Origin of the sequence: Acinetobacter sp. Tol 5 (assembly GCF_019702905.1) — a bacterium.
Lineage (GTDB): Bacteria > Pseudomonadota > Gammaproteobacteria > Pseudomonadales > Moraxellaceae > Acinetobacter > Acinetobacter bereziniae.
In genome coordinates this window covers 706,858-721,916 of record NZ_AP024708.1, presented here as the reverse complement: position 1 = coordinate 721,916, position 15,059 = coordinate 706,858, and the positions used below count along the sequence as shown (strand labels likewise).

Sequence of the window (15,059 nt, the reverse complement as noted above, 5' to 3'; positions counted from 1 at the left end):
ATGGCTTTTTAAAAGCCATTTTTTTATTCTCAAAATTTCTCTGACCATCGCCCCCTCAACAATCAAAAGATATATCACCTAATTTTTACTATTAATATTTAAAATAATTTGATTAAAACTCAGTGAATATTAATATTTTACACCGAATAAATTCTCACTATTAAATATAGATCATAAATTTAATGTATAAATTAACAACAAATTACTCAACATTTATCTCTTTGTGACAACCCTATTACTTTCTTAAATTAATATTAAATTTAACCAATATTAAATATAAAAGTAAGAGAGTTTACATATTAGTTCGCTATGTTTTTAAGCTGAATCAAAATCACATTTCATCTAAAGTTAAAGCCATAGGGAATCTTATGACAGACCTCACGCCATATCATGAAGATCAAGAGTTAGATAACAATACTTCGAATAACATTCATTTCCGTGATATTTTAGAACAACGGATTTCTCGTCGTAGTTTAATTACCAAAACAGCCAGTGGTGCAGCAGCATTAGCTTTAGCATCTAGCTTGACAGGTTGTAATGATGACGATGACAATCATTCAAATACAGATAGTTCGGTAAAAAAACCAGAAAAACTCAGCTTTACACCTGTTGCAAAAAATCTGAATGATATCGTTACTGTTCCAGCAGGCTACGAAGCTACAGTTCTTTATGCGCTCGGAGATCCACTGACACAAAACCTTGCTGAATGGGATGACAACAACGTTCCTTCAGGCGTGAGTTTCACTGCACGATCAGGGGATTGTCATGATGGGATGAGCTATTTTGGTTTAAATTCCAGTACAGCTAAATATGATGCAAAAGCATCAAATAGTGGTTTACTGGTAATGAACCATGAATACATCAACCAAACTTTTTTACATCCTAAAGGTGCAACAAGAGTCAATGGTCGTCGTCCAGAAGATGAAGTTATTCGTGAAATGAACGCACACGGCGTATCCATTATTGAATTAAAAAAAGATGCAACTTCTCAAAAAGTAGATATTGTTAAAAGTTCACCATTCAATCGCCGTATTACCGCATCTACAGTGATGGATTTTGCGGGCATTGTTGCAGGTTCAGATTTAATTAAAACCAAATATTCACCGTCGGCAAAGCAAACACGCGGTACGCATAACAACTGTGGTAATGGTTATACACCATGGGGAACCTACCTCACCACAGAAGAAAACTTCATTGGTTATTTTGTACGTAACAAAGGGGATGATACAAAGCGGACTGCTTCAGAAATCATTGCACTCAATCGCTATGGCTTAAAAGATGGTGCAAGTTCTCGTTATGGCTGGGAAACGGCAATTGGTGCAATCGAAAGTCAAGATTTATATGATCGTTGGAATTCGTCTATTACCGCAGAGACTGCTGACAAAGATTATCGTAACAGCGCCAATACTTTTGGTTGGATCGTAGAAATTGACCCATTTGATAGTCGTTCAAACCCAGTAAAACGGACATCATTAGGTCGTTTTGCGCATGAGGATTGTCGTGCCAGTCGTTTAATCGAAGGTGAAAATTTGACTTTCTATATGGGCGATGATTCACGTGGCGAATACATTTATAAATTCGTATCGGATGCCAAATGGGATGCCAAAGATGTCAATGGCGGTTATCGCGCTGGTGATAAATATATGAACAGTGGCAAACTTTATGTAGCTCAGTTCAACAATGATGGTACGGGTAAATGGATTGAGTTGGCATATGGAAAAAATGGTTTAAATGATACCAATACAGTGTATCCATTTAAATCTCAAGCGGATGTCACAACATTTGCACGACTTGCTGGTGATGCCGTCAAAGCGACTAAAATGGATCGTCCAGAATGGGTTGCAGTGAATCCTGAAAATGGTGAGGTCTATGTCACGCTTACGAACAACTCAAATCGTGGTACAACACATGCTTTAGATGCCGCCAACCCAAGAAACTATAGTGATCCTGAAGGCGGTAAAGGCAACGTCAATGGTCATATTATCCGCTTCCATGAGAAAGATAATAAAACCACAGCAGAAAGCTTAACTTGGGATATTTATCTATTTGGTGCTGAAGCAAAAATGGCGAGCAACATTAACCTATCTGCATTGAATGATAATAATGATTTGTCTTCACCAGATGGCATGTGGTTTGACCCTCGTGGTGTTCTTTGGATTCAAACCGATGATGGTGCTTATACAGATACAACCAACTGTATGATGCTTGCCGCATTGCCAGGTAAAGTCGGTGATGGTGCAAAAGCAATCACCTCAGCGGGGCAAGAAACCATTGTTGGCAAGCAAGTGACCGATGAGAATCTACGTCGTTTCCTTACAGGTCCAAAACAATGTGAAATTACGGGTGTGACCATGACTCCGGACTACAAAGCGATTTTCATCAATGTTCAACATCCTGGTGAAGACTCACCAAGCTTTGATAAACCTTCAAGTCACTGGCCTGCATCACAAAAGGATGCGAATAATAAAGTTGCTCGTCCACGTTCAGCAACTGTCGTGATCACACGCAAAGATGGTGGTGTGATTGCAGGTTAAATAAGTATTATGCTTTTAAAGCCATGCAGATTTAGTTTTGCATGGCTTTTTATCTTTCAATATTACACTTGATTTCGACCAGTTCCCCCGAATGCTCACCTTGTTGCGTTTTTTCAATCCAGTCCAGCTCAGAGAGACCAATTCTTAAAAAATTTGAACAACGTGTGCCATAGACTGGACTTTGTATAAATGTTGAAGACAATAACGCTTCCATCTCTGCATTGATCCCTGTATTTGGAAGTAAATCTGGAATAACTTTGCGCTCATCCTCCAAAATATCCCAAACTGCATGCTGTAAATCTGATTCAAGAATAGAAGTGACTTGTAGCATTGGTAAAAATTCTTGGGTAAATCGTTTACGCAAATGCTTAGTTTTCTCCCAATCATCAGACATCAATCCATTGGAAACCACAAATACGCCTTGCGATAAAACTTGTGGGGCTTCACCACGATTACTCATATACACAGCTTGATGTTGATCACCTACAAATAGATTAAAACCCGCATAGTCTCGCTGCCGTTGTTCAAGTGCTTGGGCAAAACGGATAGGTGTTTGCTCAGATTCTAAAAAACTTTGAACCAAATCTCCGCGCGTGGTGGGATAAGTCTGTTTATCTGCTCCATCGCGATAATTGGTCACAATCGCCCATCGCCCCTGTGGAGTAACGCCCATCCATGTTCCACCCGACTGTAAATCTTGTCCTGCAATTATTCCGTGTTCTGACCACTGTTGTAATTGAGTACTCGGACGATGATAGAATTCATCGCGATTGGAGATCAAACATACGGGTAAGTCATCTAAAACCTGCCAAGCCAACGCCACAATACACATAAAGCACATTCCATGAAGTTTACACATTGAATGTACAACATTTTTAATATCTTTCAGCTAAAATCTGTGCAAAATAGAAAATCAAGGATTAGGAATGCTCACCTACCCGAATATTGACCCAGTTGCAATATCACTGGGTCCAGTCAAAGTTCATTGGTATGGACTCATGTACCTTTTGGCATTTTTATGTGCCTGGGGACTTGCCAACTACCGTGCCAAACAACGCGATCACTGGAATGCCGAAATGGTTTCCGATCTAGTATTCTATGGTGCACTTGGTGTCGTCTTGGGTGGTCGTATTGGCTATGTCTTATTCTATGAGTTTGATAAATTCTTAGCAGACCCAATCTGGCTTTTTAAAGTTTGGACAGGCGGTATGAGTTTCCATGGTGGATTCCTTGGGGTAATGATTGCCATGCTGTTATGGTGTCATAAGTATAAAAAGACTTGGTTTGAAACACTTGATTTTATTGCACCTTGTGTACCAACAGGCTTAATGTTTGGTCGTATTGGTAATTTTATTGGTGGTGAATTGTATGGACGTCAAGTCTCTGATCCTAACTTTGCCTTAGGGATGATTTTTCCAACTGACCCATTGCATTTAGTTCGCCATCCTTCACAAATTTATCAAGCATTATGTGAAGGTTTATTGCTGTTCCTTATTCTTTGGTTCTACAGTGCCAAACCTCGTCCACGTTATGCAGTTTCTGCAATCTTCTTAATAGGTTATGGTTGTGCGCGTTTCTTTATGGAATTTTTCCGCGAACCAGATGCAGATCAGGGCTATATCTTGTTTGGTTGGATGACCAAAGGTCAAATCCTTTCATTTCCAATGATCCTTGCGGGGTTATGGCTGATTTGGTATGCGTACCAAAAGAAAATCTTTGATTGGGGTCCACAAAAAAACACTTAAGCATTTATGTTTAAGTTTTAAAAGGTGAAGCGATGCTTCACCTTTTTTATGCTAAATTAGAAAGGTCCAATTTTAATGAAATTACTATGCTTGAATTTTGGTTTGATCCTAAAGTCTCAATCACCAAGAAATTAATTTTCTTCATCTTATCCGCAATACTCAGTATTGGATTATATTGGTATCAACCTTTAACTATCGATAATATTTTGCTTTTTGCTGGCACAGGACTTATTTTTTTGATCTGTCGTTACTGTAAAATTCATTTTGCTGCGAAAAATCCAACTGGACTATTCTATCGTTTATTGACTTGGATTCCCTTAGCTTTGCTCTTAGTCTTGATTTTCAAAAATATGAATCAGGGTGAAATTTTAATTCCGGGCGCACAAGGTATCGGCTTTATGGTTTTGGCAGTATGTATTTTTTCCCCGTTGTCATTACTCAATAAAAATACACCACAGTAAGTATCTAAATAATGTTAGATTTTTGGTATTCCTCACGATGTACACGTGAAATTAAATTAATCAGCTCAGTTTTGACCTGTGCAATCATTTATTATTGCGCTTCAATTGAAAAGTTAAGCCCTATTTTCACAGTCGTGTGCTTATTATTAGGCGTATTGATTCATATTTTGTTCCAATTGCGCTTAAAACTTTCCACAACACACCCATATGCTCAGGGATTTAAAATTCTTTTTTCTATTTTCCCAATTTTCGCTTTGTTGCTGATTTTGTTTTTATTGCCGCCATCACATAAATTATGGATATCAATTCAAGCGGTGGGTTTTACTGCATTAGGTCTATTTATTGTATCGATCTATCAAAATCGTGCTAAACGATTTGAATCAGATTGATCAAATCAAAAATACCCAATAAAAAAGCAAAGGAATGATTTCAAACTTGCTTCTGTATTGGGTATTTTGAGAAAAGTGGGCGAATCAACTAGGCTTCAAGACGATAATATTCATATGTCACATTGGGATCTTTATAAACATCATAACTACGTTGTCTGAAATCAGAAACCCATTGTGTACCTGTAAAGCCGGCGATATGCCCATAGCGATGACGGCTTGTACTGTTGATGATATAAATATCACCTTCTTGCGGATTATCAAAATCTGGGCGGATTTGTTTATAACCAATTTCTGTCAGGGTTGCCCCCCAATCTGATGCTGCTACAGGATGATCAGAAAAACGGGCACCTGCTGACTCTAATGCAATCCGCACATATCTTGCACAACGATGTGCTGTAGTGCTTCGTGACATGCTAACGAGTTTTTCGGTGAATTTACCAATATCGATTAAACTCTCTTTCTTGAACGCTTCAGTTTGATTTTTAAAATTTTCAAAGGCTTTGCTTTTTAGGTATTCTTCTGGTCGAAAATTATTATTTTGATTTTCCGATCGAATCTGAATATGAACCGTGGGATTCACGTATTCATTCATATTAACATTGTGGTCGTAAATCATGTACTGTCCTCAAACTGCCCTTTTGAATTGATTCAAACCACCTTGTTTAAACCAATAACAACTTTTCACAAGCCATGAATACTAATCAGCAAATCTTAAAATGTAGACTTAAAACATGTAAAAAAATATGTAAGTGTTAATAAATCTCATTTGTGCGCTTTCAACTTACTGAAACTTTTGAGATTAGCTTAAAAACAGGCAAGGATTGTTTGATCAAAAAACAAGCATAAATAATTTTATTAGCCGTATTGGTAAAACTTTTTCTTAATTTAATCAATATATTAAACTGTCAATTTGGTCACATTTTTTGTTTTTTATTGGCACTAAAACTAAATCATTAACATCGCTATTTATCTCAAAGCTGATGCAAAACATCAGCTTGTTCGCTCACCAAAAAATACTTAATAACAATCCCAATTATAAACAACTTTAGAAAAATTTCTCTTGGCGAGATCGTCAGGATGGATAAAGAAATTACCTACTCCCGAATCACCCCACATGATATCTACTTCACCTGCATCATCTGTATCAATTTGCAGTAATAGCACATAGTCTTGAATCGACTCATTGTATTCACGTGGATCAGTTTGAGTAAAAAATGGGTACCCACCTAAACGATGCCCACTCGCTGAAATGACTTCGGTATATTCGTCACAGAACTCTTCCTCATCGTCTCTGTCATAAGGATCTGTCACTGTTTCAGCAAAATCAAAGTTATTCATATCGATATAACTTTCAGATTTCTCAAACTGAATCGCAGCTTGACCTGCAATCGGGCTATAAATATCATCTCCATCAAAGCTTGGAAAATTTGTTTGCAAATTTGCAGAATCATGTTCAACGCTGTCATGAAAGATGACTTTAAAACCATCTTGCTTTTGCTGATCATCAAAATCCATTCCATATAAGTCATCATGTGGATTGATAAAAAATTGCAAAATCCCAGATTGGGGATAAATATTATTTTCTGGTAATTCAGCAAAATTGATTTGCGCCAATAATTGTAAATTTTCGCCTTCTGAGCTTTGCGGATATTGCTGCGCTAAAGGTAAATAAGGATGTCCGCCAACTTTACTCTGCCAAATTTCTAAATGCTCAGCAGGCAGTAATGATATTTCGATGCTGTCTTTTTTAGTTGCCGCAATTTGCTGTTTATACGCTTGTAAAGCTACTGGAAGTTCATTCAAATTTATACTCATTTTCAAATTCTCTAAATATTCGATTAAAGTCACAAACAGAAAAATATTCTTTGTTAAAAACAAAGCCAGATTAGTATAAACTCTGAGACTATTCGAAAGTATTACGAATGGGTAATGGTGCGACATAATCTGTCATTTGCACCATCCCCCTTCCCAAATTGGAACTTCTATGAAAGCGTATTTAGACCTTCTACAACATATCCTAGACAATGGCGGTGACAAAGGTGATCGTACAGGTACAGGTACTCGTTCTGTATTCGGTCATCAAATGCGTTTTGACTTGTCTAAGGGCTTCCCTTTACTTACCACTAAAAAAGTTCATTTCCGCTCAATCGTGATTGAATTATTGTGGTTCTTAAAAGGTGACACCAATGTTCAATATCTAAAAGACAATAAAGTGTCGATTTGGGATGAATGGTCTACTGCGGAACAAACTGCCCGTTTTGGTCGTCCTGAAGGTGAACTTGGTCCTGTTTATGGTCATCAATGGCGTAATTTTGGGGCAACTCAAAAAGAAAATGGTTTATTTGAAAATGATGGTTTTGATCAGATCAGTTGGTTAATTAATGAAATTAAGACCAATCCAAACTCACGTCGCTTAATTGTATCAGGTTGGAATCCAAAAGAAGCAGGCAAAGTTGCTTTACCGCCATGTCATACTTTATTTCAGTTCTTCGTTCAAAATGGAAAACTGTCTTGCCAACTGTATCAACGTAGTGCTGATGTGTTCTTGGGTGTTCCTTTCAATATTGCCAGTTATGCATTACTGACTCATATGATTGCACAAGTTTGTGGTCTAGGCGTAGGAGACTTTGTTTGGACTGGCGGTGATACACATTTGTATGTGAACCATTTTGAACAGGCAAAATTACAATTGACCCGTGAACCTTTGCCATTATGTCAGCTCAAACTTAACCCTGCGATTCAAGATATTTTTGATTTCAAATTTGAAGATATTGAAATCGTGGGTTATGAATCCCATGCTGCAATTAAAGCTCCAGTTGCTGTGTAATTTTTAATAATCCAATTTGTGATTTTGCTCCCTCTTTCAAGGAGGAAAATCATTGAATGGATGACGAAGTGGATTGAGTATGACATTTAAAAATTTTGAAATTGTTCATGTGGTTGCTATGGATCAACAACACTGCATTGGTAAAGCAAATGATCTTCCTTGGCACATCTCGGCAGACCTAAAACATTTCAAAGAAATTACCCAAGGTGGCGTGGTTGTCATGGGTCGTAAAACACTTGAATCAATGGGACGCGCACTACCAAAGCGTGTAAATTGGGTCATTACACGTGATTCAGATTGGCAGTTTGAGGGTGTAAAAACGGCCAACAGTATTGAATCTGCTTTGGAACAAGCCATTCCTGATGTTTTGGCTTCAGAAAAACCAACCAGCATCTTTATTATTGGTGGTGGTGAAATTTTCAAGCAAACGATTCATATTACAGATCGACTTGAACTGACTCATATTGATCTTGATGTTCAAGGTGATGCACATTATCCAGAAATTCCTCAAGAATTTAAGAAAGTCGCCAGCGAGTCACATGTTGACGACAAAACAGCTATTGCTTTTGAATTTGCAACATATAGAAAATAGCACTGAACTTTATTAATAAAAATAGCTGCTTATGGATAGCTTAAAAACGAAACCAATGCTACACAGATTAGGAATGGGTTTAATCCATTCCTTATTTAGCTTATTTGTTCTCATGACGAGTATTTGGTTTTGTCTTGCCATTTGGATTCAACAACCTTTATGTCAAATCTTTAGCTATTTTATTATTATCCTATGGGCAATTTTTGCGCTGAGCATTCTTGGAATTTATTTTACCAAGAATCTATTTACTCGAAAAATTGACAGTTTAATTTATTTGGTTGCATTTCTTCTGAGCTTAGTTTGGTATTTCAATATTCCCGCTAAACAAGACCGTGAATGGAGTCCTGAAGTTTCCAGAATTTTTAGCTATGAAAAGCAAGGTCAACTGGTCACAATTCATAATGTTCGAAATTTCGATTGGCATACAACAGATCAATATGATGAGCGATGGGAAACACGAACGTATAATTTAGATGATATTACAGGTGTAAATATCATCACCTCATATTGGATGGGACCACAAATTGCGCATACCTTAGTGAGTTTTAATTTTTCAAATCAACGACCTTTAGTTTTCTCAATCGAAATTCGTAAAGAAAAAAATGAAAGTTTTTCTGCGATAGGTGGTTTCTTTAGACAGTTTGAGCTAAGCCTCATTGCCGCAGATGAAAAAGATATTGTCTATACACGAAGCAATATCCGAGGCGAACAAGTTTATTTTTTCCCTGTTCGATTACCAAAGGCTGAAAGCCAAGCATTATTTGAAGAATACTTATCTAAATCTGCAGATTTAGCCAAGCATCCAAAATGGTATAACACCCTAACCAGCAACTGCACAACTTTGGTTTTTGATATGGTTCAAGCCATTTCAGCTCAAAAACTTCCAACAGACTATCGGTTAATTGCTTCTGGGTATTTACCCAATTATTTGTACGATCTAGGTGCTCTAAATCATCAGTGGTCTATGCATGAATGGTACGAAAAAGCTCATGTGAATCCAAGAACTGATGAATATGCACATTTTAAATATCAAAATAGTGCTAATTTTTCTAAGGTTCTCCGTTTAAATTTACCAGAAGAATATGCGAAATAATATGTAACGGTGTTTAAATTAATCCAGTGATATACTTCATTTCTATTGATATAAAATTATGACAAGATTAGGGAGAACACTCATGTTCAAAACCATTATTGCAGCGACAATAATAACATCAACACTTTTTGCAACTGGATGTACCTCAACACCAAGTAGCACCCAGCAAACACAAAACCTCAGTTTATTACAAAATAAAAATTGGACCCTCACACATATTGGTGCAACAGAATATAAGGCTGACCCAAGCTCACGTAATGCTCCCAGTATTCAATTCGGTTCAGATTTACGTATAAGTGGTAGTGATGGCTGTAATCGCATCATGGGACAATATGCGTTAAAAGGACAACATGTCACCATCGGGCAATTGGCTTCGACCAAAATGCTTTGTCCAAGCAGCATGCAAATCGCCACACAATATACTGAAGCTTTAAGCAAAGTTCAGGGCTTTCAAGTCTATGACAAGACCTTAAAGTTAGTCGATCAACATGGTAATCGTGTTTTGCAGTTTACGACACCTTAAACTTTAAAAAACTAATAACATAGATTGGCTAAAAGTTTAAGCATTTAGGCTTTTAGCACCATCCAACTTTAAATCAGTAAAAAAATAAAGACAATAATTTTACTACACACGCAAACGAATAATTCGACTTAGAATAGTGCTGATTTAAAATTGAGAATATTTAAATGAAAGTTGTTGGTCTGATCTTAATCTCTTGCCTATTTTTATCTGCATGTGGCTCAATGAATGTGAGACCCACTGTGGGCGTGAGTATGGGTACATCCGTAAAATAAAAAAACAGCGCCGAAGCGCTGTTTTTTCAACCTAAAAGAATTACGGGCATGTAATCGTATTAATACCATAAGGACTTTTTAAATTTGGTCCATAAGTTCCATCAGTGCTGTAATCCGATGCAACTGAAGCTAATCCAAGATTATATGTTGTTCTAAATGGTAAAGTTGCAACTTGTGAAGAAGCACCAATTTGTACATTAAGCCATTGAGCATAAATCTTCGGATAACGAATCACGAAGTCAAATTTTCCATCAGCATCCGTTGTATATGTAGCTGTAGCACCCTGCCCTAGGAACGTTGGCACCTTAACTGGAATACTGGTTACTTCACTATTGGTAATCGCATTATAAGGTGAACTTACAGCACAACCACGTGATGGATTAACTACTGCCGATACACTAAAATCATCACTAGTATCTGCTGGGGTTCCATTGTTATTCATCACTGCGCCATTTGAATCAATATAATTATTTGGATTATCCAAATAATAATTATCACCAGGACCAACCCATTTTAGTACAGGACTAGAACCTGGAACAGGTGCTAATGCCCATACATAACGACCTTTGATATAATTAGTTGGATTGATATCCATTTCGACTTTTTGATTCGCTAATGGCTTACCATCAAAATCAACGACACTTACAGATAGATTTTTTGTATAGTACACGCCATCATTTGAAGATCCCGTTTCTGTAGGATTAACACCAATGACTATTGATGCAATTGGATTTTGCACAACTGACTGGACAACATCAATACGAGAAATTTGAGTCGCGTCCAAATATCCAGTTTCGCTGAAACTTGCTGATAGATTTAAATCATCGGCATCAAATGCTGTAGCTGTATAGCTTGGATTACGTGCACTTTCATCAATTTTAACTTTAAATACTGCTTGCCCATTTTGATCTGTTGTTAAACCAGATGCGCCAACAATAATGGCACCATTACGAATAAAATCTTTGATACTCAAACTAACATACTTATTCGCTACACCACCACCATTTTGATCTACTAAACTTACAGTGACATTTGCTAGATCATTACGTACGTTGAGAGTTGCTTTATTCGACTCGATTCGTAAGTTATAGCGAGCAGGCTGTGGCGCTGTTGGTGAAGGCTTAAATGCTGTTAAACGATAAATTTGTGTTGTTAAGGCCCCATTTGCATTGGTATTACTTGCAGTAAGTTCAATTCCACTTGCCAACAATAAATCTGCATCCGCAGTATTACCATCGACTTCTACAGAGAAGAAAGCATTTCCTGTTGAATCTGTTTTTACTGTCTGTGGTTTACTTGTATTTGTCGGATGTCCATCACCAGGTGTACCAATAATTAATGTTGCAGAATTATTCGCAGCTAAAGTTACCTCTTCATCTTTAACAGGCAAACCATTATTATCCAGCAATTGCACTGTAACAATTGTTTTATCACCAGAAACACTTAGACTGGATTTAGAAGAGCCTATAGTTAAATGATTTGGATTAACAGCTTCAAAAACACTGAACTCTAAGGTAGATACAACATCAACACCTTTTGGATTTTTTATCGTACCTTTGATTTGAATTGCCTTAGAACCTAAATCAATTAATGCTTGCTTAGCAGCACTTGGAATGTCTTTTGGAATCACAATTGTTATTGGCGTCTGACCATTTGCAGCAGTTACTAATGAATCATTACTTAATCGAATTCCAGCATCATAAGCTTCTTTATTTAAAGCTAAGTTAACTGGATAGCCTGTATTTGCACCTAATTCATCTTTTACTGCAACTTGAACTTGATAACTCTTACCAAATTCTAATTCTTTTTTATCAGCAGTTAAACGAAGGTTTACAGAATCTTGAGGAATAGCAACTTGAATAGTACCAGTCTGCTGGATACGATCACCATTGTTAAGATTGGTTCCAACTACAGCAAAAGTAATACCATTCTTAATTAAGTTTGCATCATATAAACCTTCTGAAACTTTAATCGTAAACTCTGCTTCCCCTTTACTATTCGTCGTAACAGTAGCATCTGACAAAGACACTCTTGAACCTGCTAAACTTGATAAAGCAATCGCTACAGGCGTGTTTGGAATAGTTACACCATACTCATCTTTCGCTATTACTTTAACGCGTACTTCACCACCTAAGACCGAAACGGTTTGGACATCATAACTAAGATTTAAGGCCGCTAGATCTGGAATTAAAACTACGGGTTGGGCAATTTCAATTTTACGAGTAACCGTATAAGCTGAACCATCTTTACGTAGCCCCTTAATCGCAACAGTAAGACCATTTGCTACTAAATTTGTCAATTCAGCTCCATTACTGGCCTTAATTTTTAGATTAAATGTAGTTTTACCATTAGAATCTGTCACCTTGGTCGATGTTGTATCTGCACCAAAACTAACCCCATTACTGATTGCAGCATCATTAAGCCCAATGGAAACTTTTTGATTTGGTAGAACTTTACCATCAGTACCTATAGCATCCACTGAGACGGAGATATTGTGTTCTTGATTAACAGTTAAAATTACACTTCCAGATGGTACTCCAACATTCAAATGATCTAAATCAATTTCACCTTGCGCTGTTGGTGCTTTAAAATTGAGATTAACTGTACTTGCCGCCCCAATGCCGTTGGCTGGTTTTGCAATCAATCCAAGACCATTTTCGACCAACGCTTTCTGTTCCGCACTGCCACTTGCTTTATATGAATATGTAAACGTTGCATAACCTGTTGCGTCAGTAAGAGCATCGGCTGAGCTCGTTAAGCTCAAACCTAAATTTTGCAACTCTGGAACAGAGTAAGCTTTACTAAAGCCTAAAGTTACAGTTTCGCCTTTTAATGCACCACCTTTTACACCTGTAGCTTTTACTTTAACAACAATAGTCTGATCCTTGGTGTAGTCATAAGCAGTATTTATTGGATCAATTGCTAAAAAGCTTAGCGCTTCTTCAGATTTGGCTTCATCTTCTACAGCAATTTTAATATTGTTAGATATGTTATTATCCGCAGTAAAAGTAGCAGTAATACCAGCTGCAACTAATGCTTCAACAGCATCAGGCGTTTTAGCATTTGTTTTTAAGGTATAAGTAACATAACCTGTTTTAAATTCCTGTTCTGCACTTCCATCAAAAGTCACACCATTCGAAGTTGCTTCTGCATTCAAGCTTAATTTAACTTTACCTTGAGTTGCAGCTTCACCTTTGTTATTGATGCCTTTAACAGTAATAGTAATAGAATCGTTTTTTGCATTGATTTGATATGAAGAAGCAATTTCAAGACGTTGAAGTCCAAGTTGGTTGGATGCACTTGTATCAGCGGTTGTTACTTTAACCGTTGATGTTGCAAAGATATCAGCAGATTCACTATATACTGCTTTTAAATTAATACCTTGTTGAGATAATGCGATTGGATAAGACGATGCAGATTTAAGGGTAAATGTCGCATAACCTTTTGCGTCCGTCATCACTTCTGGCTGATCAATGGTTACACCATATACACTACTACTATCAGTAAAAGATAATTTTACTTTCTTATTGGTTAAAAGGTTGCCATCACTATTTTTCGCAACAACAATAACTTTTGTCGTTCCCCCTTGAGCAACAATAGGGTTATCTTCAGTAACTATTTCTAATTTTTGAACAATCTGAGTAACATCTTTAAATGTGATTGATGCATTCGCTTTACTTTCAGCTTTAAACTCATCTACTAATTTAAAATCTAAATTTGCAGAAGTTGAAGCCAATTTAGCAATATCATCTGCTGTTAAATCACTATTTGCAACAATTGTAAAAGTAGCATTACCAGCACTATCAGTAATTAAGCTTGAACCTGTAGAAATAGAGAATTTACCTTGCATTTCAGCAGGTAAGGCTAAAGAGACTGTTTGATTCTGCTTTACGCCACCATTTTTATCAGTCACTTGAGCAGTTATAGAAGCTGTGCCTTTTGGTAAATTAAGCACAACGCCTTGTTGAATTTTAAGATTATATTCACTTTGAATTGTGCTTGTTTTTTTAATATTTAGTGTATAAATTTGCTTAATTGTTGTTCCGTCTACAGTTGCTGTCAGTTGTACTTTACCAGAAGCAGCATTCATTGCAGGAATATTTAGTTCAAATACTGCGAGACCATCATCCCCTGTAGTCACTTGTGAACTCTTACTCGTTACACCCAGATTTTCACTATCTGCAATCGACAAATTGATCAATTTAGCCGCTACACCACCTTTATCACTGTTCAAAGCTTGAACTGAGACTAAAATTTTAGAATTATCGTAAGCAACTTCAATTGGCTTCGCTTCAGAACTTTGTAAAGATAATCCGAGACTTTCTACAACTTTTTTGGGATCTGTAGTCGAACCATTTCCATTAGTCCCACCACCGGTTCCTCCTGTATTTTTATTATCATCTCCATAATAACCTCCTCCACCTCCACCGCAAGCAACTAAAGCCAATGAAGAAGCAAGAACTGTCGCTTTCACCCCAATTTCTTTTAAACTTGTTAAATAAGTCATAATTTGTTCCATTTTATTTAGTATAAATTTGCCCTAAAAATACTTTTATGGCTTTTACACGAAATGTACTCAAATCTACAATTTTTTTCAATCGAATACTTGTGATATGTTGAAAA

At 36.9% G+C, this 15,059-nt stretch carries 12 protein-coding genes; 8 read left to right on the top strand and 4 right to left on the bottom strand.

Annotated elements, in window-relative coordinates; all coding sequences use genetic code 11:
* The first annotated feature begins 368 nt into the window (after window positions 1-368).
* Window positions 369-2,534 carry a PhoX family protein gene (locus tag TOL5_RS03440; protein ID WP_221260660.1) on the top strand — a complete coding sequence of 722 codons (2,166 nt, stop codon included), beginning with the start codon at window positions 369-371 and terminating at the stop codon, window positions 2,532-2,534.
* A gap of 49 nt (window positions 2,535-2,583) precedes the next feature.
* On the opposite strand, the gene TOL5_RS03435 is transcribed toward TOL5_RS03440, so the two are convergent.
* Window positions 2,584-3,366, bottom strand: a complete 783-nt coding sequence (locus TOL5_RS03435; RefSeq protein ID WP_121774481.1) for an NRDE family protein — start codon at window positions 3,364-3,366, stop codon at window positions 2,584-2,586.
* 94 nt (window positions 3,367-3,460) lie between these two features.
* Here TOL5_RS03435 and lgt point away from each other — a divergent pair, with 94 nt between their 5' ends.
* From lgt to TOL5_RS03420, 3 genes are all read left to right on the top strand, one after another.
* Entirely contained in the window at window positions 3,461-4,279 is an 819-nt protein-coding gene (gene lgt, locus TOL5_RS03430) for a prolipoprotein diacylglyceryl transferase (protein ID WP_121774482.1), read from the top strand.
* Window positions 4,280-4,365: 86 nt separating this feature from the next.
* A complete protein-coding gene (locus TOL5_RS03425; RefSeq protein ID WP_010590969.1) occupies window positions 4,366-4,740 on the top strand; it encodes a hypothetical protein in 375 nt (124 codons plus the stop codon).
* Between the two features lie 11 nt (window positions 4,741-4,751).
* The gene (locus tag TOL5_RS03420; RefSeq protein ID WP_004830201.1) at window positions 4,752-5,129 is read left to right on the top strand and encodes a hypothetical protein; all 378 of its coding nucleotides are present in this window, start codon (window positions 4,752-4,754) and stop codon (window positions 5,127-5,129) included.
* Window positions 5,130-5,217: 88 nt separating this feature from the next.
* Here the strand turns inward: TOL5_RS03420 and TOL5_RS03415 are convergent, their stop codons facing one another.
* Both TOL5_RS03415 and TOL5_RS03410 read right to left on the bottom strand, forming a co-directional pair.
* Window positions 5,218-5,745, bottom strand: a complete 528-nt coding sequence (locus tag TOL5_RS03415) for a CHAP domain-containing protein (RefSeq protein ID WP_121774483.1) — start codon at window positions 5,743-5,745, stop codon at window positions 5,218-5,220.
* A 401-nt stretch (window positions 5,746-6,146) separates the two neighbouring features.
* Window positions 6,147-6,944: a YwqG family protein gene (locus tag TOL5_RS03410; RefSeq protein ID WP_121774484.1), complete on the bottom strand. Its 798-nt coding sequence runs from the start codon at window positions 6,942-6,944 to the stop codon at window positions 6,147-6,149.
* 169 nt (window positions 6,945-7,113) lie between these two features.
* On the opposite strand from TOL5_RS03410, the gene thyA reads away from it, so the two are divergent.
* The 4 genes from thyA to TOL5_RS03390 all read left to right on the top strand — a co-directional run bounded on the left by thyA (window position 7,114) and on the right by TOL5_RS03390 (window position 10,164).
* The gene (gene thyA, locus TOL5_RS03405; protein WP_121774485.1) at window positions 7,114-7,956 is read left to right on the top strand and encodes a thymidylate synthase; all 843 of its coding nucleotides are present in this window, start codon (window positions 7,114-7,116) and stop codon (window positions 7,954-7,956) included.
* A 79-nt stretch (window positions 7,957-8,035) separates the two neighbouring features.
* Window positions 8,036-8,548, top strand: coding sequence for a dihydrofolate reductase (locus TOL5_RS03400; protein WP_009586372.1), 513 nt, complete (start codon window positions 8,036-8,038; stop codon window positions 8,546-8,548).
* 31 nt (window positions 8,549-8,579) lie between these two features.
* Entirely contained in the window at window positions 8,580-9,641 is a 1,062-nt protein-coding gene (locus TOL5_RS03395; protein WP_121774486.1) for a DUF4105 domain-containing protein, read from the top strand.
* 82 nt (window positions 9,642-9,723) lie between these two features.
* Window positions 9,724-10,164: an META domain-containing protein gene (locus TOL5_RS03390; RefSeq protein ID WP_121774487.1), complete on the top strand. Its 441-nt coding sequence runs from the start codon at window positions 9,724-9,726 to the stop codon at window positions 10,162-10,164.
* A gap of 312 nt (window positions 10,165-10,476) precedes the next feature.
* Here the strand turns inward: TOL5_RS03390 and TOL5_RS03385 are convergent, their stop codons facing one another.
* The gene (locus TOL5_RS03385) at window positions 10,477-14,943 is read right to left on the bottom strand and encodes a hypothetical protein (protein ID WP_121774488.1); all 4,467 of its coding nucleotides are present in this window, start codon (window positions 14,941-14,943) and stop codon (window positions 10,477-10,479) included.
* Between the last annotated feature and the right edge of the window lie 116 nt (window positions 14,944-15,059).